General features: G+C 69.2%; 22 protein-coding genes. 9 read left to right on the top strand and 13 right to left on the bottom strand.

Annotation, left to right across the window (positions count from 1 at the left end; translation table 11 throughout):
• Window positions 1-14: 14 nt before the first annotated feature.
• From OG804_RS11595 to OG804_RS11570, 6 genes are all read right to left on the bottom strand, one after another.
• Window positions 15-974 (bottom strand): SDR family NAD(P)-dependent oxidoreductase, encoded by a 960-nt coding sequence (locus OG804_RS11595; protein WP_328396742.1) that lies wholly within the window; start codon window positions 972-974, stop codon window positions 15-17.
• A complete protein-coding gene (locus OG804_RS11590) occupies window positions 971-2,254 on the bottom strand; it encodes a cyclopropane-fatty-acyl-phospholipid synthase family protein (protein WP_328396740.1) in 1,284 nt (427 codons plus the stop codon). The genes OG804_RS11595 and OG804_RS11590 overlap by 4 nt, the downstream gene beginning before the upstream one ends.
• On the bottom strand, window positions 2,251-2,973 hold the full coding sequence (locus tag OG804_RS11585) for a DUF1365 domain-containing protein (protein ID WP_328396738.1): 723 nt from the start codon (window positions 2,971-2,973) through the stop codon (window positions 2,251-2,253). The genes OG804_RS11590 and OG804_RS11585 overlap by 4 nt, the downstream gene beginning before the upstream one ends.
• Window positions 2,970-4,295: an NAD(P)/FAD-dependent oxidoreductase gene (locus OG804_RS11580; RefSeq protein ID WP_328396736.1), complete on the bottom strand. Its 1,326-nt coding sequence runs from the start codon at window positions 4,293-4,295 to the stop codon at window positions 2,970-2,972. The genes OG804_RS11585 and OG804_RS11580 overlap by 4 nt, the downstream gene beginning before the upstream one ends.
• A gap of 180 nt (window positions 4,296-4,475) precedes the next feature.
• Window positions 4,476-5,318 (bottom strand): MerR family transcriptional regulator, encoded by an 843-nt coding sequence (locus OG804_RS11575; protein WP_328396734.1) that lies wholly within the window; start codon window positions 5,316-5,318, stop codon window positions 4,476-4,478.
• A gap of 87 nt (window positions 5,319-5,405) precedes the next feature.
• Window positions 5,406-5,771 carry a hypothetical protein gene (locus tag OG804_RS11570; RefSeq protein ID WP_328396732.1) on the bottom strand — a complete coding sequence of 122 codons (366 nt, stop codon included), beginning with the start codon at window positions 5,769-5,771 and terminating at the stop codon, window positions 5,406-5,408.
• Window positions 5,772-5,908: 137 nt separating this feature from the next.
• On the opposite strand from OG804_RS11570, the gene OG804_RS11565 reads away from it, so the two are divergent.
• A complete protein-coding gene (locus OG804_RS11565) occupies window positions 5,909-6,475 on the top strand; it encodes a lipocalin family protein (protein ID WP_442941873.1) in 567 nt (188 codons plus the stop codon).
• A 99-nt stretch (window positions 6,476-6,574) separates the two neighbouring features.
• Window positions 6,575-7,000, top strand: coding sequence for a nitroreductase family deazaflavin-dependent oxidoreductase (locus tag OG804_RS11560; RefSeq protein ID WP_328396728.1), 426 nt, complete (start codon window positions 6,575-6,577; stop codon window positions 6,998-7,000).
• A 45-nt stretch (window positions 7,001-7,045) separates the two neighbouring features.
• On the opposite strand, the gene OG804_RS11555 is transcribed toward OG804_RS11560, so the two are convergent.
• Window positions 7,046-8,113 (bottom strand): NAD(P)H-dependent amine dehydrogenase family protein, encoded by a 1,068-nt coding sequence (locus OG804_RS11555; RefSeq protein ID WP_328396726.1) that lies wholly within the window; start codon window positions 8,111-8,113, stop codon window positions 7,046-7,048.
• Between the two features lie 36 nt (window positions 8,114-8,149).
• A complete protein-coding gene (locus OG804_RS11550; RefSeq protein ID WP_328396724.1) occupies window positions 8,150-9,277 on the bottom strand; it encodes an NDMA-dependent alcohol dehydrogenase in 1,128 nt (375 codons plus the stop codon).
• A gap of 232 nt (window positions 9,278-9,509) precedes the next feature.
• Here OG804_RS11550 and OG804_RS11545 point away from each other — a divergent pair, with 232 nt between their 5' ends.
• Window positions 9,510-10,361: an oxygenase MpaB family protein gene (locus OG804_RS11545; protein ID WP_328396721.1), complete on the top strand. Its 852-nt coding sequence runs from the start codon at window positions 9,510-9,512 to the stop codon at window positions 10,359-10,361.
• A gap of 57 nt (window positions 10,362-10,418) precedes the next feature.
• Here OG804_RS11545 and cobG read toward each other — a convergent pair whose 3' ends face one another.
• A complete protein-coding gene (cobG, locus tag OG804_RS11540; RefSeq protein ID WP_328396720.1) occupies window positions 10,419-11,600 on the bottom strand; it encodes a precorrin-3B synthase in 1,182 nt (393 codons plus the stop codon).
• 316 nt (window positions 11,601-11,916) lie between these two features.
• Between cobG and OG804_RS11535 the strand changes: the two genes are divergently transcribed.
• From OG804_RS11535 to cobN, 3 genes are all read left to right on the top strand, one after another.
• A complete protein-coding gene (locus tag OG804_RS11535) occupies window positions 11,917-12,201 on the top strand; it encodes a hypothetical protein (protein ID WP_328396718.1) in 285 nt (94 codons plus the stop codon).
• 99 nt (window positions 12,202-12,300) lie between these two features.
• Window positions 12,301-12,879: a pyridoxamine 5'-phosphate oxidase family protein gene (locus OG804_RS11530; RefSeq protein ID WP_328396716.1), complete on the top strand. Its 579-nt coding sequence runs from the start codon at window positions 12,301-12,303 to the stop codon at window positions 12,877-12,879.
• A gap of 375 nt (window positions 12,880-13,254) precedes the next feature.
• Entirely contained in the window at window positions 13,255-16,887 is a 3,633-nt protein-coding gene (gene cobN, locus OG804_RS11525) for a cobaltochelatase subunit CobN (RefSeq protein ID WP_328396714.1), read from the top strand.
• Window positions 16,888-16,950: 63 nt separating this feature from the next.
• On the opposite strand, the gene OG804_RS11520 is transcribed toward cobN, so the two are convergent.
• From OG804_RS11520 to OG804_RS11510, 3 genes are all read right to left on the bottom strand, one after another.
• Window positions 16,951-17,442, bottom strand: a complete 492-nt coding sequence (locus OG804_RS11520) for a hypothetical protein (protein ID WP_328396712.1) — start codon at window positions 17,440-17,442, stop codon at window positions 16,951-16,953.
• 251 nt (window positions 17,443-17,693) lie between these two features.
• Window positions 17,694-18,470, bottom strand: coding sequence for a nucleotidyltransferase domain-containing protein (locus OG804_RS11515; RefSeq protein WP_328396710.1), 777 nt, complete (start codon window positions 18,468-18,470; stop codon window positions 17,694-17,696).
• A gap of 37 nt (window positions 18,471-18,507) precedes the next feature.
• Entirely contained in the window at window positions 18,508-19,269 is a 762-nt protein-coding gene (locus tag OG804_RS11510; RefSeq protein WP_328396708.1) for a TetR/AcrR family transcriptional regulator, read from the bottom strand.
• Window positions 19,270-19,323: 54 nt separating this feature from the next.
• On the opposite strand from OG804_RS11510, the gene OG804_RS11505 reads away from it, so the two are divergent.
• Entirely contained in the window at window positions 19,324-20,796 is a 1,473-nt protein-coding gene (locus OG804_RS11505) for an MFS transporter (RefSeq protein WP_328396705.1), read from the top strand.
• A 31-nt stretch (window positions 20,797-20,827) separates the two neighbouring features.
• The gene (locus OG804_RS11500; RefSeq protein ID WP_328396703.1) at window positions 20,828-21,220 is read left to right on the top strand and encodes a PPOX class F420-dependent oxidoreductase; all 393 of its coding nucleotides are present in this window, start codon (window positions 20,828-20,830) and stop codon (window positions 21,218-21,220) included.
• 423 nt (window positions 21,221-21,643) lie between these two features.
• On the opposite strand, the gene OG804_RS11495 is transcribed toward OG804_RS11500, so the two are convergent.
• Window positions 21,644-22,228 (bottom strand): TetR/AcrR family transcriptional regulator, encoded by a 585-nt coding sequence (locus OG804_RS11495; RefSeq protein ID WP_328396701.1) that lies wholly within the window; start codon window positions 22,226-22,228, stop codon window positions 21,644-21,646.
• A gap of 382 nt (window positions 22,229-22,610) precedes the next feature.
• Between OG804_RS11495 and OG804_RS11490 the strand changes: the two genes are divergently transcribed.
• Window positions 22,611-23,489 carry an alpha/beta fold hydrolase gene (locus OG804_RS11490; RefSeq protein WP_328396699.1) on the top strand — a complete coding sequence of 293 codons (879 nt, stop codon included), beginning with the start codon at window positions 22,611-22,613 and terminating at the stop codon, window positions 23,487-23,489.
• Window positions 23,490-23,499: the final 10 nt, after the last annotated feature.

The raw sequence follows: 23,499 nt of genomic DNA, 5'->3' as shown, positions 1-23,499 counted from the left end.
CGCGGAACCCGAGGTCAATGCAAACCGGCGCCCGCTTCATCGAGGCAGTACGACCACAGCGACAGCAGATGGTCCTCCGGATAACGGGTGTGCCGCAGATAGTGCTCGTGGCGGATCCGCCGGTCGTGCCAGAAGTGTCCCGACATCGGCGACGGCGTGGTGGTGGCGAGCCAGACCGCGGTGTCGGCGCCCTCGTCGGCGGTGCGCATGGCGGGACGCAATGCGGAACTGAAGCGGGGGAGCGCGGCGGAGATCCCGGGTGTGTCGACCCAGCCCGGGTGCATGCTGTGCACGCTCACCCCCTGGTCGGCGAGGCGCCCGTCGAGCAGCGGCGCGAACGCGACCTGCATCCGTTTGGTGCGCGCGTAAGCGGTGGCGCCGCGGTATTCGCCGCGGCGGTACTCCGGGTCCCGGACCGGGAGCGGTTGGGCGTACATCCCGCCGGAGGCGACGAAGATGATCCGGGCGTCGCCGGCGGAGGCGAGCAGCGGGGTCAGCCGGTCGGTGAGGCGCAGCGGGCCGAGCACATGGGTGGCCAGCGTCAGTTCGTGGCCGGCCGAGTTCTCGGTGCGATCGATGGGCAGGACACCGGCATTGTGGACGAGCACGTCCAGCGTGCCGTGGTCGCGGGCCAGCGCGTCGGCGCAGGCGTCGACGCTAGCGGGCTCGGCCACATCGCACTGCGCCAGTTCCACGTCGGCGCCGGGGACGGCATCGAGGATTTCGCGGCGGGCCCGGCCACCGCGGTCGAGGTCGCGCACCGCCAGCACGGTAGCGGCCCCGAGCGCCGCGAACCGGGTCGCGATGGATTTGCCGATGCCCGAATTCGCGCCGGTCACCATCGCGGTCCGCCCGCGCAACGCACCGGCCGCCGGGTCGTCCCGGGTCCAGCAGGTTCGGCGCAGATGGAAGCCGAGGCGGGTGTAGCCCGGCACTATCGTCCGGTCGAGCAGAGTGTCGACTGCGCGGATCATCGGATCTCCTCGTCTCTTCTGGTCAGCACGAACTGCTCGACATCCAGGTAACCACTGCGGAACCCGGCTTCGGCGTAGGCCAGGTAGAACTGCCACATCCGCCGGAACACCGGGTCGAAGCCCAGACCGTCTACCTGGTCGGTGTACTCGTCGAACCGCTCCCGCCACAGGCGGAGGGTGTGCGCGTAGTGCGCGCCCATCGGAAACCGCTCGGTCACGCGTAGTTCGGTGCCGCGCGCGACCGTCTCGGCGATCAGCCGGGTGGAGGGCAGGAAACCACCGGGAAAGATGTATTTCTGGATCCACGTGTAGGTATCGCGCGTGGCGAGCATCCGGCGGTGCGGCATGGTGATCGCCTGCAGCGCCGCCCGGCCGCGCGGAGCGAGCAGGCCCTCGATGGATCGAAAGTAGGTATCGAGATATTCGCATCCGACGGCTTCGATCATCTCCACCGAGACGACGGCATCGTATTCGCCGTCCACCTCGCGATAGTCGAGAAGATCCACCCGGACCCGGTCGGTCGCACCCGCCGCATCGATTCGGGCGCGGGCCAGCTCGCGCTGCTCGGTGGACAAGGTCACCGACCGTACCCGCGCGCCGCGCTCGGCCGCGCGTATCGCGAGGGCGCCCCAGCCGGTGCCGATCTCCAGGACCCGGGTTCCGGGGCCCACCCGCGCCGCGTCGAGAACACGGTCGATCTTGCGGTGCTGGGCCGCGGCGAGGTCGGGCCAGCGCGGTGGCGGTGCGGTCGCCGGGAAGAGCGCGCTCGAGTAGGTCATCGTCTCGTCGAGGAACAGCGCGAAGAAGTCGTTGGAGAGGTCGTAGTGGCGGGCGATGTTGTCGCGGGTGTTGTCGCGGGTGTTGCGTTGGGCGCCAGGATGTTTCGCTACATAGAGTCCGCGCAGGGTCTGCAGCGCGGCCGGGATCAGGCTCTCGATGTGCGCGGCGAGCACGGTGAGCGCGGCGGCCGGATCGGGCGCCGACCAGTCGCCGGCCATATAGGCCTCGCCGAAGCCGATCAGTCCGGAGACGCCGAGCCGGGCCGCGAAATCGTCGGGACGGTGCAGCACGAGCCGCGGTGCGCCGAGGTCGCCGCGGGAGCATCCGAGGGCCGTGCCGTCCGGATATTCGACGCGCAACGGCAGCCGGCCGAGGGCTCGGCGGAACAGCCGGTGCGCCACCGCGGCGGCGACCGAGGCGCGGACGCCGGTGGGGACCCGGTCGACATCGGGCCAGGACAGACCGGGTGGTGCGGTCGGGATGGTCAATTCGGTGGTCACCGGGACGGCTCCTCGGTCGGCGATACGGGACGGGGTACGACAGGAAGGCCGCGCAGCCAGAGCCGGATGCCCTGGATCCGGATCCGGGCCGCGATGGCCAACGGTGCCAGCGGCATGGTCAGTGCGGCGGCCAGGATCGTGCCGGTGGACGCGGGGCGGCACGTGCCGCGTACCGACGCGGTGAGAACGGGGCGGTCGCGCCGCAGTGTGATGGACAGATCCAGGTGGTCGCCGGGCTCGGGCAGCAGCATCCGGTATTCGCCGGATACATCGTTGAACGGCGACACATAGAACTGCTTGGCGGTGTCGGCGCGGCCGCGGTCGTCGGTGCGCAGCAAGTAGCGGTGACGCTCGCCGTAGGTGTTGTGCACTTCGGCGACCACGCATACCGGCCTTCCGGTCCGGTCGCGGCACCAGTAGAGGGTGAGGGGGTTGAACACGAAGCCGAGAACCCGCGCGTTGGTCAGCATCAGGATGCGGCCGTCGGTCAGGCCGATTCCGTGTTCGGCCAGAAAGTCGTCGACGTTCGCACGTAGGCCGCGCTCCGGGTCGCCGAGGTGGTCGCGGGCACGCAGCTCGGCCAGCGGTCGCAGCGCGCGGGGCAGCCGTGGTAGATCGTCGAGGTCGACCAGCCAGCTGTAGCTGCGGTACCGGAACCGGTGGTGCACCGGAGTGTGGCGCACGTGGTCGATGGTGGTGTACACGAGCCGGCCGGTCATGACGTGGGTATGGGCCGTAGGGAACGGTCGGGCCAGCGCGCGCCGAGTCGTTCGGCGGCGCGCAGCCCGGACAATGCACCGTCCTCGTGGAACCCCCAGCCGTGGTATGCGCCGGCGAAAGCGACCCGTGCGCAGCCTATTTCGCCGAGCCGCCGCTGGGCCGCCACGGATTCCGGCGTGTACTGCGGATGCTCGTAGACCATCCGGTCCAGGACGGTGCCGGGGTCGACGGCGTCCTCGTCGCCGAGGGTGACCACGAACCGGCGCTCGGCGGCCCCGGCGAGGCGGTGCAGCCGGGTCAGGTCATAGCTCACCAGTACGCGGTCCGGTGTCGCGTCGCATCCGGGGAGCCGGTAGTTCCACGAAGCTCGGGCCCGCGGGGCCGTCGGCAGTACGGCGGCGTCGGTGTGCAGCACGGTCCGGTTCACCGAATAGGGCATGGCGGCCAGGACGGCTTCTTCGACGGCGGTGGGCTCGGCGAGGATCCGCAGCGCCTGGTCGGGGTGGGTGGCGATCACCGCGGCGTCGAAGACCCGGACCTCGTCGGCGGCGTCACGGACGGCCACCCCGTCGGGCAGCCGGTTCACCGTGCGTACGGGTGTGCCGGGCAGGACCGCGTCGAGCCGTTCGGCCACCGCCCGCACGTAGGTCGCCGAACCGCCGCGGACCGTCCGCCACGTGGGTGAGCCGAAAACGGTCAGCATGCCGTGGTGCTCCAGGAAGGTGAACAGGTAGCGGGCCGGATAGCGCAACGCGGTCATCGGATCGCACGACCACACGGCCGAGACCAGCGGCGTCAGGAAATGGCTGATGAAGTAGGGGGAGAAGCCGGCTCGGCGGCTGAACTCACCGAGGGTAGGCGCCGCCGCCGGTCCGGCCGTCAGTTCGGCACGGGCCAGGCGCTGGAAGCGCGGCACCTCGGCGAGCAGCCGCAGGTACCGCCCGCGCGTGAGGGAAGCTGCCCGGGGGAACAATCCGCCGAGACCGCGGGCGCCCGCGTATTCGAGCCCGCAACCGTCGCAGCGCACCGACATGCTCATATCGGTTTCCTGGGTAGCGACGCCGAGATCGGCGAACAGGCGCAGCAGTGTCGGGTAGGTCCGTGCGTTGTGCACGATGAATCCGGTGTCCACGCCGAGCGCGCGGCCGTCCGCGGCGCAGACCGAATGGGTGTCGGCATGACCGCCCAGCCGGGTATCGGCCTCGTAGAGGGTGACCCGGGCCGTGCCCGCGAGCACCCAGGCCGCGGTGAGTCCCGCGACTCCGCTGCCCACTACCGCCACCTGCCGCACGGACCGGTCCGCTGTGCCCTGCTCGACCATCACACTCCTCCGCTCGGCGACCGCAGGCCGCGTACTTATGCATCGAGTATGCATCGTTTCGTCTCGGCTGGCGAGTCGGGGCGAAAATCTGCCGTCGAGCGGGCATGCCGCCGGGACAGTGGTTCGCCATGCCCGGGTCGCCGGACGGGTGGGTTCGGTGCGGTGGGAGGCGCCGTGGGATCAGGCGAGTCGATCGACTGCTTCGGTGAGGGTCATCAGCCGCTCGACCGGCGGCGGGAGGATCACCGCGTCCCATCCCGGGCCGCCGACGAAGACCCGCGCACCGGCCTCGGCGCTCGCGCGCACGCTGGAGGTCAGCGCGGTCGATTCGTGCTGCGACCACAGCATCAGATCGGCGGGCCGACGCAACCGGTGCAGAGTGTCGGTGAGGGCGTCGGTGGGCACATCCGCCCCGAGCATCTGTGCGCCGACCCCGCGTTCGGCCAGGGCGGCGCGCAATACCTCGAGGGGCAGCGCATGGGTCTCCCCGCTCGTGCAGGCCAGCACGATGGGCCGGCGACCCAGCGGGGCCGGCGGGTTGTTGCGATGCAGCGCCGAGGTGATGCACCACGACAGGAGGTGTTCGACATCGATGCAGCCTTCGCCGCCCAGCTGTCGTGCCACGATATCGGCGAACGCGGGCCGGCACAGTCGTTCCCAGGTCGCTACCACGCCGTGGACGCGCAGGTGGGCAGCCAATTGCGTGGTCACCGAACGATAGTCGAGCTCGAATGCGGCGGTGAGCAGCGAGGTCCGGTCGCCGGGGGCCGAGACGGGCGCCCGCGCCGCCGCCGCAGCGCCGGCGGGTGTGGCGCCCGCGCGGATGAGTTCGAGCATCTGATTCAGTTGCGCGATATCGGCTTCGGTGTACAGGCGATGGGTTCCCGGACGGTGCCCGGTGGGCCCGATTTCGTAGCGCCGGTTCCAGCTGCGCAGGGTGGCCGTGGGGATGCCGAGGCGATCGGCGACCGCGCGGACGGTGTACCCGGCCGCGTCGGTGGCGGGGGCGGAACCGTCGGACATCGTCTCATTCTGCCTTTCCCGGTTCGCGCTCCTGGCCGGACCCGGGACTTCGGCGCCCGTGTGGCGCTCGGATCCGCGTGGCCGGATTCATTCCGTCCTCGTCGCGGCCAGTCCGGCCGCGCCGCACAGCACGCCCCAGCCGGCGGCGACCGCGACTGCCCGGGCGCGCTGCGGCTGCCCGCGCAACGCCACGGCCAGGACGCCGGCGTCGGAGAAATCCGAGATCACCCGGCCCCCGGTCGCGATGCGCAGGGCGGCCGGAGTCGGCGCGAGCGCCATGCCGAGTCCCGAGGCGAGATCGCGGAAGGCGGTCGTGCGGGCCAGGGCGCGCCGGGCCGGGTCGTCGTCGGACCAGCCGCACGGTCGCAGCAGCAGGGCCGGGCGCACCGCGACTGCCAGCCCGTAGCACGCGGTGGCAGCGCCCATGAAGCGAGCGATCCGCATTGCTGTCATAGCTCCTCCTAGCCAGGTCTGTACGCATCGATTATGCATCTCTATGGGTTAGAATGGTCACATACCGCCGACCGCGAGGAGTTTCTGTGACAGCGCATCGAACAGTTCGCCGCACCCTCGGCCTGGTGGCCGCCCTCATGGCCTTCGGCGCCGTGGCCGCCGCCGGCGGTGCCGTCGCGCAGCCGCCGGGTCCCACCGGCCCCGCGCCGGTGCCTGCCCTGGATCTCGACCGGTATCTCGGCACCTGGAATCAACTGGCCGCCGTACCCCAGCCGTTCAACCTCGACTGCGCTCGCGACACCCGGGCGGAGTACACACTCGACCCGCAGGGCGATGTCGCCGTCCACAATTCGTGTACGACCTGGTCGGGTGGGCGCAACGAGATCCGCGGTACCGCCAGAGTCAACGATGCGGTGACCGGGGCGCAACTGCACGTGAGTTTCCCGGGAGTCCCGGGACAGGAGGCACTCGACGGGCCGACGAACTACATCGTCACCGCCCTCGCCCCCGACTATTCGTGGGCGCTGGTCACCGACCCGACTCGGCTGTCGGGCTTCGTCCTGGCCCGTGACACCGCGCTCGACGCCCCCACCTGGGACCAGGTGCGCGCCGCCATCGCCGGGGCCGGCCAGACACCGTGCATGTACCTCACCTCGCCCACCCCCGGCGGATGGCCCGATATCGCGCCCTTGTGCCTGCGCTGACGAATTCGATTCAGCGGCGTGTGCCGGCCGTGCGGGCCGGGACCCGCCGGGCGACCAGGTGCACCGGCTCACTCGTTGTCCACCTGCATAATGCCGGGTATGGCAGAGGACTGGAACACCCAGATCATCACCGAATTCCGGGCGAACGGCGGCCGGGTCGGAGGACCTTTCGAGGGCGCGCCGATGGTGTTGCTGCACCACCGGGGCCGCCGGTCCGGTCGTGATGCGGTGACCCCGCTGATGTACATGGCGGACGAGCAGGATCCCGACGGTCTGGTCTACCTGTTCGCCAGCAAGGCCGGAGCGCCGGCCCACCCCGACTGGTATCACAACCTCACCGCCGCCGGGCAGGCCACGGTGGAGCGGGGTTCGGAAACCTATCCGGTGACAGTGGCGGAGGTGACGGGCGAACAGCGCGACCGCGTCTACGCCGAACAGGCGCGCCGGTACCCCGGGTTCGCCGAGTACGAACAGAAGGCGAGTGGGTTCCGCACGATTCCGGTGCTCGCGCTGCGCCGCGCCTGAATCACTCGGGCGCGGAACGGTTTCCGTGCTCCGGACAGCAGCCGGTCACTGTCCGGTGTTCAGGAATCTCGGGTGGGCCCGGCCCGTCACCATCGGAAGGTCCACCGAGGTCCGGATTCCCAGTTCGGCCGCACAGACATACGGGATCGAGTTGACGCAATGCGCGGCGGTCGCGGCGATGCCGGGATTCTTGGCATCCGCGGGGTCGCCGGGTTCGGGTTGCCAGCCGCGGATGGTGACGAAGGTGCCGGGATCGCCGTCGATCTCGATCTCGAAGCGTTCCCCGGCCTCGCCCAGGGTCCACGGCGGGTCCAGGTCCTGTTGGCCCATCAGCCAGTTGACGCCGATTCGCACCACGGTCTCACCCGCGGCGACCGCCTCCCAGTGGAATCGCTGCCCGGCTACCCGCCCGGGTTCGATGGTTCCGATCGGTGAGTCGATCGGCGCGGTGGCGACCGCGATCTCGTGCACGGTCCGGATCTCCGGTGTCGTGGTGAATCCGAGCGTATCCAGAATCATCCGGACCGATTGCCGGAATCCGCCGTCGAGCAGTTTCGTCATCGGGCCTTCCGCGGCTTCGGCCGGGGTGGCGCCGAATCGCATGATGTGCCGGACGACATCGGGTGCGCTGTAGGTCCTGATATCGGAGAATTCCTCGCCGCGGACGTAGGTGACCGCCGCGGTCATGGCCGACAGCATCAGCGGGAACACCTCGGTGACGCCACCGGGATCGATCCCGGTGCCGTGCAAGGTGGTTCCGCCTTCCAGGCAGGCCTGCCGCATCGGCTCGGCCTGCGTATCGGCCGGGTAGAACCAGCCGACCGGCGTCACGACGTTCTTCCCGGACCGCAGCAGTGCCGCCACCTCGTCCGGGCGCGGCAGCAACGGTGCATAGACCACCGCGTCGGCGGCCAGCGCGAGGATCTCGTCGATGCTGTCGGTCGCCGTGACGCCGAGGGGTTCGCGGCCGATGAGCTCGCCCACATCACGCCCCTTCTTGCCCGGCGAGTGCACCCAGCAGCCCACCAGTTCGAGGTCGGGGTGGTCGATGACGCATTCGAGCGCCGCGCGGCCGACCGATCCGGTGGCCCACTGAACGACCCGGTAACTCACACAATCCTCCTCGTAGTGGTCGGGTGCGCGCGCGGATCAGCGGTCCGCGTCGGTGTAGCGGATGATGCCGCGGATATTGCGCCCGGCGAGCATGTCCTGATAGCCGTCGTTGATGTCCTCGAGCCGGTACTGGCGGGTGACCATATCGTCGAGGTTCAGCTTGCCCACCTGGTACATCGACAGCAGGTGCGGGATGTCGTAGTGCGGGTTGCCGCCGCCGAAGATGGTGCCCTGCAGGTTCTTCTGCAGCAGCGACAGCATGGACAGGTTCAACGTGGTCTTGTTGTCGGTCAGATTGCCCATGGCGGTGAGTACGCAGGTTCCGGCCTTGGCGGTGATGCCCATCCAGCTGTCGACGTCCTCGCCGTGGACCTCGCCCACGGTCACGATCACCTTCTTGGCCATACCGCCCCAGGTGATCTCCGCGCAGGCGGCGGTGGCTTCCTCGATGGTGGCGTAGGCATGGGTCGCCCCGAACTTCAGTGCCTGTTCGCGTTTCCACGGCACCGGGTCGACCGCGAAGATGAACCGGGCGCCCGCGTGGTCGGCGCCCTGCAGGGCGGAGATCCCGACCCCGCCGAGACCGATGATGGCGACATCGTCGCCGGGCCGGATATCGGCGGTGCGCACGGCCGATCCGTATCCGGTGGTCACACCGCAGCCGACCAGGCAGGCCACCTCGAACGGGATGGACGGGTCGATCTTCACCACCGAACTCTGGTGCACCACCAGGTACGGCGAGAAGGTGCCCAGCAGGGCCATCGGGTAGACATCCTGGCCGCGGGCCTGGATGCGGAACGACCCGTCGGTCACCGAGGTGCCCGCGAGCAGGAGTGCGCCCAGATCGCACAGATTGCGCAAACCGGCCTGACAGGACCGGCATTTCCCGCACGACGGGATGAACGAGAGCACGACGTGGTCGCCCACCGCGAGATCGTCCACGCCTTCACCGACTTCGACGACCACGCCGGCGCCTTCGTGGCCGCCGAGTACCGGGAATCCCATCATCGGGATGCCGCCGGTCACCAGGTGATGGTCGGAATGGCACATCCCGGCCGCTTCGAGTTGGACCTTCACCTCGTGTGTGCGGGGATCGCCGATTTCGATCTCCTCGATCTGCCACGGCTGATTGAATTCCCAGATGAGAGCACCTTTGGTCTTCATCGGTGAACCTACTTTCTCCTACCGGCCGGGGCCCGTGACGGCGGCGGGTCCGCATGTATGCACAAGTGTATGGACATCAGTCCAGACGACGATACGACAGTGTGGCGGCGCGCGTACGGGAATCCCGGTGCAATATCCGGCCGACCCTGCCTGTGCGAGATAATGAGACGATGACCTACTATCCGTCTCAGAGTTTCGCTCGCTGTGCTCGTGCCGACAAGGAGGTCAGATCATGGGTGCCCCGGATACCGCCGCCACATCCCCACTGGTAGGCGCACCACTCGGACCAGGGTCGCTGACCTGGGAATACGCCGGAGACCTGCGGAACATGCTGTTCTTGGGCCGCACCGGAATCCTGCAGAACATGCATCCGGCGGTCGGCGCGGCACTGCAGGATCATTCGAACTTCTTCCAGGACCCGTGGGATCGCCTGATCCGTTCGCTGCCGCAGATCCAGGGCATGATCTACGACGCCGATTCCGCCGCGCAGGCGGGGCGGGTCCGCGACTACCACCGGCCACTGAAGGGAACCGACTCCCGCGGTGCGCGCTATCACGCGCTGAATCCCGAGGTGTACTGGTGGACCCACGCCACTTTCGTCGAACTGACGATCGCGCTCAACGAGCATTTCGGTACCCCGCTCACCGCCGCCGAGAAGGACCAGCTGATCGCCGAGGGCATCACCTGGTGGCGTATGTACGGACTGTCCGACCGAGTGCTGGTGGCGAACTACGCGGACTTCGAGGAGTACTGGAACCGCACCATCGACGAAGTGCTCGAAGCGAACGCGACCACCGAGTTCGCGCTCCGGCTGGGCAGCGTGCGGATCCCGGCGATGCCCGGAATACCCGAACCGGTGTGGTCGGTGATCTGGCGGCCGGTGATGGCGTTCAATGTATGGCTGGCCAACGGGCTCATGCCCGAGCGGGCCCGGGAGATCCTCGACCTGCGCTGGACGAGGGCAGATCAGAAGCTGTTCGGGGTGTTCGCGGCGGCGGTCCGCACCGTGTGGCCCGTGCTCCCGGACCGGTTGCGGTATGCGCCGCGCGCCTATGCGGGCGTAAAGCGGGTGCGCTCGGCCTGATCTCCGGCCCCCGCCGGGCGGGCCGAATCGCACTTCGTCACGGGTACTGCGCTGAATTCAGCTGCCGGGCAGCACTACCCGGTACCCGTCCGCTGCAGCGACGACGTCGGTGACCGGACCGGTGGGCCGTCCGCAGCGTCGATCGCAACCCGACCAGTGCTGGCGGCCGGCAGTGGCGACCTCCACACCGGGGATCGAGGTCCCGGGCGCCGTGCCCTCCGCCGCGGTGCGCCCCGATTCGACCGCGGCGGCGGCGTCGGCGCGGACGTCGGTATGGGATTTCGCACATCCCGGCAGACCGGCGCAGGCGGTGATCCGCAACCACGGCGAGGCGGCGTCGAAGACGAGGCCCATCGGCGCCAGCACCCGGACCACTTGTTCGGCGGCCCCCTCCGCCAGGTCGGTGACGATCAGGCCGCGCCACGGTGTGAGCAGGAGGGGCCGCTCGACGGCGGCGAGGAACTCGGCGGTCCGGGCCGGCAGTGAGCCCAGGCGCACCCCTGCTCCCAGCGCGACCAGTCCGTCGTTCTGCGGTAGCCATCCGATCGGCGGGTCGGGCGCCTCGGGAAGCTCTACGCGGCCGGGTCCGGGCGTGAGTCCCAGGTGCGCGGACAGGCGCACCACGCCGTCGTCGACCTCGTGCAGACGCCACTGGCCGCCGCCGAGGCCCAGGAACCCGTCTGCGGCCGCCAGCAGGACTTCGACTGCTTCGGCGAGGGACACCCGGATCCCGCTGTCCCCGCCCGCGAGCAGTAGCGCGAATCGGTCGTCGTCGAGTGCGTACAGCCCGATATCCGGACGCAGGGCGCTCACATCGCCGCGACCGTCGTCCAGTGTGAACAGCACCCGGCCCGGGAGCTCGGCCAGTCGCGGCGCGGCCAGCAGCCCCGCGTCGAGCTCCGCGACCAAGGGGCGGATATCGGGATGCGAGCCGACCCGCCCCGACAGGGGAGAAGCGATGATGTTGCGCACGCGTTCATGGGTCCGGCTCGGCAGGAGTCCGGCGCCGTCCAGCCGGTCGGCGAGGGCGTCGGCGTCCCGGATGCGGCGCAGCTGCACATTGCCGCGTGAGGTCAGCTCGATATTCCCGTCCCCGAGTTCCCCGGCCGCCTCGGCCAGTACCTGGAGTTGACCGGGCGAGAGCATTCCCCCTGGTACCCGAACCCGTGCCAGCGGACCGTCGGCGGCCTGGTGCAACCGCAGGACGCCGGGGCAGGAATCGGGATTTGTGCGCGCCATGATCTACCAGCATAAGGCGGTACGGATGGACGTACTCGATCGGTCGTCCAGCGGACTCGGGTCACTGGCGGGCGCCGATTCGCGTCCACCGCGGCGTCGCGTGGGAATGCCATTCCCAAGACTCTGTAAGTAGTTCGGTTCAGAGGCGCTGCCCGATTGACAGTCCGGAATCTGCTGAGTGAACTTGATTCGCCACCGTAGCAACGGTTCGGCGAGGTCGGGGAGGGATTCGCGGACTATCGCGACCGCAGAGAAGGAATCGATCAGTGCGGTCCGGATTCGCATCGGAATTCTCCGCGAGGAGAAGGAATATCGAATGTGGAAGAACAGAACCGACAGAGATCCGAACCCGGACTCCGCGCTGCACGGCTTGTACGAAGAAATACGCCGGATCGCCGGGATCGAGCGGCCGCCGCAGGAACCCACCGTGACCGTGGCGACCGCCGATATGTGCGTCGCCGCGACCGTCGATGGGCGCGGTCATCTGGTCGGATTGCAATTCTCCCCCGGTATAGAGAAGCTGACGTACGACGAGATCGCCGAGCGGGTCCTCACCACCGCCCGCCAGGCGGTCGTGCAGGTTGCGCGACTCGATGCGTAGCGGGTCGAGACCACCGGCGCGGCTCGACACCCCGCGCCGCGGGGCGCAGGATGGTTTCGAACCCGAGCCCCGCATCGGGACGAGAGAAGGTGGAACCCGGTGGCCGAAGTGTTCGCGCATATCGACGAGCCGTTGCGCGAGTTCATCCGGAAGCAGGCGATGTTCTTCGTCGCGACCGCACCGTCCGACGGTGGCCGGGTGAACTTGTCTCCCAAGGGGTACCGCGACACCTTCGCCGTGCTGGACGACCACACCGTGGCCTATCTCGACCTGTTCGGCAGCGGTGTGGAGACCATCGCGCACCTGCGCGACAACGGCCGGATCACCATCATGTTCTGCTCGTTCACCCGGAACTCCCGCATCCTGCGCCTGTTCGGCACCGGCCGGGCCGTCCGGCCCGACGACCCGGAGTTCGACAGGATCCGGGAGCATTTCGGGAACGATCATCCCGGTGTCCGGATGGCGATCGTGATCGCCGTGGATCGCATTGCCGATTCGTGCGGGTACTCGGTGCCCTACTACGACCTCGTCGGCGAACGCCCGGTGCTCGATGCCCATCACGCCAGGCAGTCCGATGAGAAGTTCGCCGGGCGGATCGCCGGCGACAACGGGCACAGCATCGATGGTCTGCCCGCGCTGGACCCCGAGCATCCCCTGCCCTCCGTGATCGAGCGCTGACCACCCGCGCCGACGCCGCCGGAGCAGGGCCGGTCATCCAGCCGACGGGTGACGGAAACACCTATAGAAAGTCGCTACTGTCGGGGTCGGTCACGTGCGCACGGTGCTGCGGTCCGATCGGCCACTGTTCGGTCGGCGCATCGTCGGCACCGTGGAACCCGCGCCGGCCCGGTCGCGCCTTCGGCCTCGAACGGTGTGCGGGCCGTGGTCCGGCGTCTGGGCGGCCGCCGCGCACGCGGTAGCATCCGAGGGCTCGAACGGGTGACGAGGAAACCGGTGGAATTCCGGTGCGGTCGCGCCACTGACACAGCCAGACCCTCTCCGGCGAGCACATGAACTCCCCGACGGGCGCGTCACCCCAGGAAGGTCACCGTTGTGATTCTGCTGCTGTCCACCTCCGATACCGATCTGCTGAGCGCGCGCGCCAGCGGCGCCGACTACCGGTGGGGCAATCCGGCGCGGCTGCTGGTGGAGGATCTGCCCGGGTTGCTCACGGATGCCGATCTGGTGATCGTGCGGATCCTCGGCGGCAAGCGGGTGTGGGAGGACGGTCTGGCCGCCCTCCGCGCGAGCGGTGTGCCGGTGGTGGCGCTCGGCGGCGAGATGGCTCCCGACGCCGAACTGATGGAGTGTTCGACGGTGCCGGTCGGGGTGGCCGCCGACGCGCACAACTATCTGGCGGCCGGAGGCCCGCAGAATCTGCGGCAGCTGCACAACTTCCTGTCCGATACGGTGCTGCTCACCGGATACGGGTTCGAACCAGCGGTGCAACTGCCCAGCTGGGGCCGGCTGGAGCGGACCGCCCGCCACACCGAACCGGGCTCCGGGCGGCCGACGGTCGGCGTCGTCTACTACCGAGCCCAGCATCTGGCCGGGAACACCGGATACATCGATGCCCTGTGCGGCGCGATCGAAGACGCCGGCGCGGTGGCGCTGCCCGTCTACTGCGCCTCGCTGCGCACCGCCGAACCCGAACTCGTCGATACACTCCGGCGGGCCGACGCCCTGGTGGTGACCGTGCTGGCCGCCGGCGGCAGCAAACCCGCGACCGCGTCGGCGGGCGGCGACGACGAGGCCTGGGATATCGGCGCGCTCGCCGACCTGGATGTGCCGATTCTGCAGGGTCTGTGCCTGACCAGCGGTCGCGCCCAATGGGAGGCCAATGACGACGGCATGTCTCCGCTGGACGTGGCGACCCAGGTCGCGGTCCCCGAGTTCGACGGCCGGCTCATCACCGTGCCGTTCTCCTTCAAGGAGTTCGACGAAGACGGTCTGTCCACCTATGTTCCCGACGCCGAACGCGCCGCGCGGGTCGCGGGGATCGCGGTGCGGCACGCGCGGCTGCGGCATATTCCGGCGGACCGGAAACGGCTGGCGCTCATGCTGTCCGCCTATCCGACCAAACACGCCCGGATCGGCAACGCCGTCGGGCTGGACACCCCCGCCAGCGCTATCGCGCTGCTCACCGAACTGCGTTCCGCCGGTTACGACCTCGGTGCGGCCGGTGCCATCCCCGGTCTCGAGGAAGCCGACGGCGACGCACTGATCCACGCCCTGATCGCGGCCGGCGGCCAGGATCCCGACTGGCTCACCGCCGAACAGCTCGAAGGCAACCCCATCCGGATCGGCGCGGCCGTCTACACCGCCTGGTTCGACACCCTGCCCGAGCAACTGCGCACCGCGGTGGTCGAGGCGTGGGGTCCGCCGCCCGGTGCGCTCTATGTCGACCGGTCGGCCGATCCGCGGGGTGAGATCGTCATCGCCGCACTGCGTTTCGGCAATGTGGTGCTCATGGTGCAGCCGCCCCGCGGGTTCGGCGAGAACCCGGTCGCGATCTACCACGACCCCGACCTTCCGCCCAGTCACCACTATCTCGCCGCGTACCGGTGGCTGGCCGCCGATCCGGAATCGGGCGGCTTCGGCGCCGATGCGATGGTGCACCTGGGCAAGCACGGCAACCTGGAATGGCTGCCCGGAAAAACTCTCGGCATGTCCGCGGCCTGCGGTACCGATGCCGCGCTGGGAGACCTGCCGCTGATCTACCCGTTCCTGGTCAACGATCCGGGGGAGGGCACGCAGGCCAAACGTCGTGCGCACGCCACCCTGGTGGATCATCTGATCCCGCCGATGGCGCGGGCCGAGAGCTACGGCGACATCTCCCGGCTCGAACAGCTGCTGGACGAACACGCCAATATCTCCGCGTTGGATCCCGCCAAACTGCCCGCTATCCGGCAGCAGATCTGGACACTGATGCGCGCCGCGAAGATGGACCACGATCTCGGGCTGGCCGAACGCCCGGACGAGGAGTCCTTCGACGATATGCTCCTGCACGTCGACGGCTGGCTGTGCGAGATCAAGGATGTCCAGATCCGCGACGGCCTGCACATTCTCGGCCGTGCCCCGGCCGGTGACGGCGAGGTCGATCTGGTGCTCGCCATGCTGCGCGCCCGCCAGCTGTGGGGCGGCGAGATGTCGGTGCCCGGTCTGCGAGAAGCATTGGGGCTCAGTGAATCCGGCGGGGAAGCTCGGGAACGGGTCGATGCGGTGGAGGCACGGGCCCGGGAACTGATCGCCGCGCTGCAGGCCGCCCGATGGGCGCCGGAGGCAGTGCCGGATCTGGTCGATCGGCACGCCGCCGACCTGTTCGGAGACGCCGGTGGGGATCGCGCGGCGGTGGTGTCGGTATTGCGTTTCGCCGCGACCGAAGTGGTGCCGCGGTTGCGCGGTACGGCAGTCGAGATCGACCGGGTCCTGCACGCCCTGAACGGCGGCTTCGTACCCGCCGGTCCCAGCGGTTCACCGCTGCGCGGCCTGATCAATGTGCTGCCCACCGGCCGCAACTTCTACTCCGTCGACCCGAAGGCGGTTCCGTCACGGCTGGCCTGGGAAACCGGTCAGGCCATGGCGGAATCGCTGCTGGCACGCTACCTGGCCGACCACGGCGAATACCCGCGTTCGGTGGGGCTGTCGGTGTGGGGCACCTCGGCGATGCGCACCTCCGGCGACGATATCGCCGAGGTACTGGCGCTGCTCGGGGTGCGCCCGGTCTGGGACGAGGCCAGCCGCCGCGTCACCACCCTCGAGGTGGTCGAGCTCGCCGAACTGGGTCGCCCGCGAGTCGATGTGACCGTCCGCATCAGCGGTTTCTTCCGCGACGCCTTCCCCCATGTGCTGGGTCTGCTCGACGACGCGGTGCGCCTGGTCGCCGCGCTCGACGAACCCGCCGAGTCGAACTATGTGCGCGCCCATACCCGGGCCGACCTCGCCGACCACGGCGACGAACGACGGGCCACCACCCGTATCTTCGGGTCGAAACCGGGAACCTACGGCGCGGGTCTGCTCCAGCTGATCGACTCCAGGAGCTGGCGTACCGACGACGATCTCGCGCAGGTCTACACCACCTGGGGTGGCTACGCCTACGGCCGTGATCTGGACGGCGCCCCCGCCGCCGACGATATGCGTACCGCGTATCGCCGGATCGCCGTGGCCGCCAAGAACACCGACACCCGCGAGCACGATATCGCCGACTCCGACGACTACTTCCAATACCACGGCGGCATGGTCGCCACGGTGCGCGCGCTGACCGGTAAGAACCCGGAGGCCTATATCGGCGACAGCACCCGGCCCGACGCGGTGCGTACCCGCACACTCTCGGAGGAGACCACCCGGGTCTTCCGGGCGCGGGTGGTGAATCCGCGCTGGCTCGAGGCCATGCGCCGGCACGGCTACAAGGGCGCCTTCGAGATGGCGGCCACGGTCGACTATCTGTTCGGCTACGACGCGACCACCGATGTGGTCGCCGACTGGATGTACGAGAAGCTCGCCGAGAGCTATGTGTTCGACGAGACCAACCGCAAGTTCATGGAGCAGTCCAATCCGTGGGCGCTGCACGGGATCGCCGAACGCCTGCTCGAGGCCGCCGAACGCAAGTTGTGGGCAGCGCCGGAGCAGGAGACGCTGGATCGGTTGCGGCAGGTCTACCTGGAGACCGAAGGCGAGCTGGAGTAGGCCGCTGGGCTCACCGTCCGACCGGATCGTGCGGCCGCACGGTGGCGCCCATCAGGTCCGGCGTCAGAGAGTCCAGCTGCTCTGGACGAACTGGTCGCTGGTGGAGAAGATGATCTCCCGGGGCGCCTGTTGATCGCTGATCCCGAACGCGACCAGTCCGTTGCGCGGCTGTCCCGGCTCGAGGAATCCGGAAGGATACTCGCCGGGTACGTCGGTCAGCGGGTACACCGTCGCGCCGTCCGCCGTCACCATCTGCAGGTCGAGCGTCGGCAGGAAATAGGGCATTCCCGCCGTCTGTTCGGCCGCGACCTCGTAGACCAGCACCGACTGGCCGTCGGCCCGGGGCGGTACCGCGGCGTCGGTGGTCCGGACGGTGACGGCCATATCCCCGCCCGTCCGGATCTGGAATGTGGTGCCCAGCGGGCCCGAGGGGATCGATTCGTCGGCGACCACGGCCGGTGGCGCCGGTATCACGGGCGTGGGCTCGGCGACGGCGGAGGAGGCGAAGAGCAACGGGACCGCAACGGCGGCAGCGGTCAGGGCGAGCTTTTTCATCGTGGATCCTTCGGAGTCGTCGCCCTCGTGGGGTGCGATATCGGTGCTGGTCGGGCCGTGCGAGGCGGCCGGCGGCACTGGCACGCCGCAATCGGGGCGGATCGCGCCGTGGTCGCTGGGTTGCTCCAGCGGCGCGAGCCCTCCGCGAGCCTAGAGTGGACCGGACCGGGTCCGCACCCCGCGCGGATCTTCTTGCCGAACATGTGATCTTCGATCTTGTCGAGACAACATCGTGATCTGCCGTCGACGGCTCATCGCCCACCGTCGGCCGCGGTCCCCGGATCCGCGGTCGCGAACAGCTCCCGCGCCGCATCGAGCGCCGCCGCCAATTTCGGGGGATCGGGCGTCAGCCCGGCCACGATCGCGTCGATCCCACGCAGTCCGGCACGTTCGAGCAGGCGCTTCTCATTGGTGACCCATTCACCGCGTGCGGCCATGATCGCGTGGGCTGTCTGCATCGACGCGGTGGCCAGCGCGCCGGCGGTCTCGGTGACCCGGCCGCGCGCAGCGTAGGCCGTGCGGGCGTAGCGAAGGGTCAGCGCGGCCTGGTTGCGCCAGACCGGCGGCGCGGCGCCCCGCATCGCCTCGGGAAAATCCGGTCGCGGCAGCGTGCCCGACAGCACCCGCGCGCCGGCGAGCTCGCCCACGACGAGATAGGTCGGTATCCCCGCCAGATGGAACGCCAGCGGCTCCCAGCGGAACCGGCCCAGCTCCGCCTCGGCGAGTTCGTGTTCGACCACCGCCAGATCGCGGTAGTGCACATCGACCGGCCGTCCCTCGACCGTCAGCCACGCACCGCCGTTGAACACCCCGCCCCACGCGCCGAGCTCGGAGACCTCCCCGGGCCAGCCGAGTGCGCGTAGGTCGGCGGGGTCGAATCGGTCGCGGTAATAGAGCGCGAAATCCCAGTCGCTGTCCGGTCGGTGCGTCCCCTGCGCCCGGGATCCACCCAGTGCGACGGCGCCGACCCCGGGCAGAGCCGCCAGCCGGTCGCCGAGGTAGGTCACGAAGTCGTGGTCGGTGCGCACATCTTCCTTTCTGGTATGCCGGGTCGCCCGGCGACGGTCATCGGCCGGTTCCGGGTGGTGTCGCCGATTCGCCGGTCGCGGGCTGCGGCGGCGCGGTCTGCTGCGCGCGCCGCCGCGCCTCCAGGCCGTCCAGTACGCACAGCAGCCCGAAATCGAATCCCATCGCGTGGCCGGACCCGGGGTCCTCGGGCATCAGCGAGCGATAGTCGGCGCGCATCTCCGGGTAATCCGCGGCCGCTTTGTCCAGGGTCCGCAGCACGCTGTCCCGGTCGACCCGGCCGCCGTGGGAATTCTCCATCGCGATCACCGGAATGACTTGGCCGAGTACGAAACTGGTGATGGTTCCGCTGGCGAGATAGATATCGAGCCCTTGGAAACCGGCGTCGGCGAAGGCGCGCCGGAGCCGTTCGCTGAGCCGGAACGCCTGCGGTCCGATGGCCGGGACCCGGCCGATGAGCGTCGCCGACCACGGATGGTCGAGCAGGGCGGCGCGCAGGTTGTAGGCGAAGGTGGTGAGCAACTGCCGCAGCGAGTCGGTCCGATCGAGCGCGAGGTCGTCGACCAGCCCCCAGATCTCGTCGAGCGCGAGTTCCAGCAGTTCGGTCTTGTTCGCGACGTGCCAGTACAGGCTGGTGGCGCCCGCGTCCAGTTCGGCGCCGAGTCTGCGCATGCTCAGCGCGTCTAGCCCTTCCTTGTCCAGGATCGCGACGGCGGCGCGGACGATCTGGTCCCGGCGCAGGCCCGAAGTCCGGGGCCGGCGGGGTTCACGGGTCCATACGGAGCTGAACTGGTTGGCCACAGCTCGATCCTAGCCGCACTCGCACACTGTTCGATTTGGTCGTACAGTGTGCGAGTGGAATCGAACACTGTACGAGACCCGCGCCGATGGCTGATCCTCGCGGCGCTGTGCCTCTCGCTGCTGGTGCTGATGATCGACGGCACTGTGCTGAATATCGCCATCCCTTCGCTGATCACCGAACTCGGCGCGACCCCCGCCGATATCCAGTGGATCCTCGACTCGTACGTGCTGGTCTTCGCCGGGCTGTTACTCACCGCGGGCAGCCTTTCCGACCGGTTCGGTCGCCGGCGGATGCTGATACTCGGGCTGGTCGTTCTGGCAGTGGGCTCGCTGGCCGCGGTGATGTCCGCCGAACCGTGGCAACTCGTCGCCGCCCGCGCCGTCATGGGAGTCGGCGGCGCACTGCTGATGCCCTCGACGTTGTCGATTCTGATGACCACCTTCGACGAAAGTGAACGCCGACTGGCCCTGGCTGCCTGGTCGACCGTCTCCATCCTCGGCATCGTCGCGGGACCCACCCTGGGTGGACTGCTGCTCCAGCGCTACTGGTGGGGTTCGGTCTTCCTGCTGAACATCCCGGTGGCGGTGCTGGCGATCGTCGCCGCACTCGCGCTGATGCCGGAGACCACCGGTGCGCAGCGCCCGATCGACCTCGTGGGCGTGGCGTTGTCGGTCCTGGCTCTCGGCTCGACCGTATTTCTGATCATCGAACGGGAATGGAACATCCCGGTCCTGATTCTGGTGGTCGCCGCGGCTGCGGCGTTCGTGCTGTGGGAACGGCGGCAGGACAACCCGATGCTGCCGCTGGGCCTGTTCGCGAACCGGGATTTCACCGGCACCTGCGCCACGGTGCTGTTGATGGTGTTCGGGATGGGCGCGGTGATGCTGATGCTCACCCAGTATCTGCAGTTCGTGCTGGGATACGGTCCGATGAAAGCCGGACTCGCATTGCTGCCGTACGCCCTGGCGGGTGCGGTGTGCAACGGACTGGGGGCGACGCTGGGCAAGAACCTCGCGAACAAAACACTCATCGTCACCGGGCTCGCGGTGATGTCGGCGGCGTTCGTGGTGCTGGCCGTCGGATCCGGGTATGTGCCGGTGCTGGTCAGCATGCTGATCATGGGCGTCGGCGGCGGCCTGGCGGGTCCCGCCGCCTACACCGCGATCATGAACGCGATCCCGCTCCGGCACGCGGGCGTGGGCTCGGCATTGAACGACACGCTCCAGCAGGTCGGGATGGCGCTGAGTATCGCGATTCTGGGCAGTGTGCTGGCCGGGGTGTTCACCGCGCGGATGCCCGGCGCCGCGCCGTCGGCGGCGCGAGATTCCATCGGCGCGGCATTCGAACTCGGATATGTCGAGGACGCGAAGACGGCCTTCACCGCCGCGGTATCGGTGGGCGCCTGGGTGAGCGCGGGATTCAGTCTGGCGGCGGCGGTGCTCGGCGCGGTCGTACTCCGGGCACGTCCGGCACCGGCCGAGTCGGGACAACCGGTCGCCGCGCAGATCCCGGCGCGCAATCCGTGACGCGAGCCCGGTCCCGGCCTAACGTGGAGCAATGAGCTGGGACCAGCTGGCGCAGGCCAAATATGTTCTGTTGACCACCTACAAGAAGGACGGCTCACCCGTCGGCACCCCGGTGTGGGTGGCGCCCGACGGAGACCGCCTACTGGTGTGGACCAATTCGAAAGCCTGGAAGGTCAAACGTATCCGCCGCAACCCCGAGGTCACAGTGCAGATCTCGGACAACCGGGGGCGGCCCAAGGGTTCGGAAGTCCGCACCGGTAACGCCGAGATCCTGGACGCCACGGCCACCGAGCGGGTCCGGAAGGTGGTGGGCGGCAAATATGGGTTCATCGGGACCGCCCTCATTCGCGGACACAAACTGTTGCGTGGGGCGGACGGATCGATCGGGATCGCCATCAGGCAGCATGCGGGCACTCCCGACTGAGGGGGTGGTCCACGCTCGGTGGGGGTGACGCCGGTTTGCGCCGGGTTTCGCCGGTGTGGCCGGTGCCGCGCTGAACGCCGGATCCGCAGCGCGGGACCGGGCGCGGGCTAGCCGCTGGTCACCAAGGCCGCGATGTCCTCGATGCGGTGCGGAGTTCACGCCGCAGGTCTGCTGCTCGGCGTGCGGGAAACCGGTGTCCACCGCCGATGTGGCGGCGTTACCGGGTCCGGGTGCTGCCGCCGGGCCGGGGACCAGGGTGCTGGCCCGGCGCAGCGGCATCGCGCCCGAGATGTGATCGGCGAGGCCGCGGGGCCCGCCCCGGTCCGCCTCGGTCGTCATGGGCTTGTGTCCGGCCCTTCCGGTGGCGGTCGAGCCGAGTCCGGAGTCTGCGGTTACGGGTTACCGGCGGCGCGGGGGCTGGAGTCACGGGTTGTCGGCGGCGGGAATCGCGCGTGCCACGGCCGTTCGCACCAGTTCGTTCGCCTGTTCTTCGGTGAAGACGCCGGGCAGGGTGAGTCGTTCGAGGATGAGCCAGTTCAGGGCGAGGAACAGCAGTACGACGGTGTTCTCGTCGCCCGGCATGCCGTAGTCCAGATGGTTGCGAATATTGAAGTCCAGATCGGCGCGGACTCGCTCGGTGAGCAGGGTCTGTAGTTCGGGTCGCCGGGTGGCTTCCAACCGGAGCTCGAGCAGGGCGAGATAGCCGGTGCGGAAGCGGGTGACGCGCCCGACGACCTCGGTCATGAGTTCGGTGACGGTCTCGCGGGAGCGTGGTCCCCGCAATGTCGCCATGGCCGATTCATCGGGGATCAATCGCTCGTAATACCGGTGCCCCACCTGGACGAGTAGTGCGTCGCGGTTGGCGAAGTAATTGGAGGCGGTCCCGGCGGGTACCTCGGCTTCCTTGTCCACTGCGCGGAACGTCAGTCCGCGGGCCCCGTCCCGGGCCAGGACTTCGATCGATGCGTCCAGCAACGCCTGGCGGCGTTCGGGATTCGTGCGGACCACTTGACACCACTCCATCTGTAGTACTACGGTTCAAACCACTTCGAGCATAGTACTACAACTGACGCGGTAAGGATGTGGAGGGCTCTCCGACCGTCCCGCTGATGGCCGGCCCCCGCCGGTTTCACGAAAGGCCCACCGATATGCGCAAGCAGCACAGCACCTACCCGATTCGAAACAGCCGGCAGCGCTTCGTGGCGCATCCCGTACCGCCGCGGGCGGCCGTCGGCGCCGAGCGAGGTTCGCCCCGGAACAGCCGGCGCGGCAACCGGTAGCGACCCGGCTGGAGTACCCGAGGTTTCGGGGCCGATGGCACGAACCGGATCACGTCGGGAAGCCGCGACCGGAGCCACCGGCAGTTCTACCGAGAGGAACAGCTTTGAGCATGCAGGAACTGCAAATCTGGAGTGAAGAGATCGGCGCCGTGACGGACCCGCCCATCCTGTTGATCGTGGGGTCGATGTCGCAGGGCATCCTGTGGCCGGACGAGTTCGTCGGCGGCCTCGTCGCCGGAGGCCGCCGGGTGATCCGGTACGACCACCGCGATACCGGACGGTCGGGCACCGTCGACTTCGCGGCCGAGCCGTATACGTGGCACGACATCAAGGACGACGTCTACCGCGTACTGGACGCCCACGGCCTGGACAGCGCGCACCTGGTCGGCCAGTCGGCGGGTGGGTTGCTCGGTCAGTTCGTCGCGGTGGAACGGCCGGAGCGGGTGCGCTCGCTGACCGTGATCGGTTCCTCACCGCTCGGCGGCGGGGAAGGTCAGGTGCTCATGCGGGCCTTGACGGGGCAACCGCAACCCGCAGGGAGCCTGCCCGAGCCGGCACCGGAGTTCGTGGCCTTCTACCGCGCGCTCCTTGCCGCCGCGCCGCCGGAGAATCGGCGCGACCGGATCGACGGCATGATCGCCGAGCAGCGTCTGCTGCACGGAACCGGGCTGCCGTTCGACGAAGACGCCGCGCGTCGGCTGCAGGAGCGGGTCCACGACCGGGCCCGCGACCTGTCAGCGGTGGCCAATCACCGGCTGGCCGCGGCGGCAGGGCCGGACTTCGAGCCGGTGGGCGTGTTGCACCGGGTGCAGGCGCCCACCCTGGTCATCGAGGGCAGCCACGAGCCGGTCAAGCCGGGACACGGTGCAATCATCGCGGAGCAGATCCCGGGGGCGCGGCTGAGGATCGTGGCGGGCATGGGCCACACCCTGCCGCCGGAGGTGCACGCGGAACTGGCCGACGCCGTCCTCGCGCATACGGCCGGCTGAGGAGTTCGCG

The organism is Nocardia sp. NBC_00416 (assembly GCF_036032445.1).
In the GTDB taxonomy this organism is placed as follows: Bacteria; Actinomycetota; Actinomycetes; order Mycobacteriales; family Mycobacteriaceae; genus Nocardia.
This window is presented reverse-complemented; position numbering and strand designations above follow the sequence as displayed.

Bases quoted from the DNA above. Each gene is read 5' to 3' on its own strand.
- OG804_RS11595 (WP_328396742.1), bottom strand. From the start codon at position 974: ATGATCCGCGCAGTCGACACTCTGCTCGACCGGACGATAGTGCCGGGC.
- OG804_RS11585 (WP_328396738.1), bottom strand. From the start codon at position 2,973: ATGACCGGCCGGCTCGTGTACACCACCATCGACCACGTGCGCCACACT.
- OG804_RS11580 (WP_328396736.1), bottom strand. From the start codon at position 4,295: ATGGTCGAGCAGGGCACAGCGGACCGGTCCGTGCGGCAGGTGGCGGTA.
- OG804_RS11575 (WP_328396734.1), bottom strand. From the start codon at position 5,318: ATGTCCGACGGTTCCGCCCCCGCCACCGACGCGGCCGGGTACACCGTC.
- OG804_RS11570 (WP_328396732.1), bottom strand. From the start codon at position 5,771: ATGACAGCAATGCGGATCGCTCGCTTCATGGGCGCTGCCACCGCGTGC.
- OG804_RS11565 (WP_442941873.1), top strand. From the start codon at position 5,909: ATGGCCTTCGGCGCCGTGGCCGCCGCCGGCGGTGCCGTCGCGCAGCCG.
- OG804_RS11560 (WP_328396728.1), top strand. From the start codon at position 6,575: ATGGCAGAGGACTGGAACACCCAGATCATCACCGAATTCCGGGCGAAC.
- OG804_RS11550 (WP_328396724.1), bottom strand. From the start codon at position 9,277: ATGAAGACCAAAGGTGCTCTCATCTGGGAATTCAATCAGCCGTGGCAG.
- OG804_RS11545 (WP_328396721.1), top strand. From the start codon at position 9,510: ATGGGTGCCCCGGATACCGCCGCCACATCCCCACTGGTAGGCGCACCA.
- cobG (WP_328396720.1), bottom strand. From the start codon at position 11,600: ATGGCGCGCACAAATCCCGATTCCTGCCCCGGCGTCCTGCGGTTGCAC.
- OG804_RS11535 (WP_328396718.1), top strand. From the start codon at position 11,917: ATGTGGAAGAACAGAACCGACAGAGATCCGAACCCGGACTCCGCGCTG.
- OG804_RS11520 (WP_328396712.1), bottom strand. From the start codon at position 17,442: ATGAAAAAGCTCGCCCTGACCGCTGCCGCCGTTGCGGTCCCGTTGCTC.
- OG804_RS11500 (WP_328396703.1), top strand. From the start codon at position 20,828: ATGAGCTGGGACCAGCTGGCGCAGGCCAAATATGTTCTGTTGACCACC.
- OG804_RS11490 (WP_328396699.1), top strand. From the start codon at position 22,611: ATGCAGGAACTGCAAATCTGGAGTGAAGAGATCGGCGCCGTGACGGAC.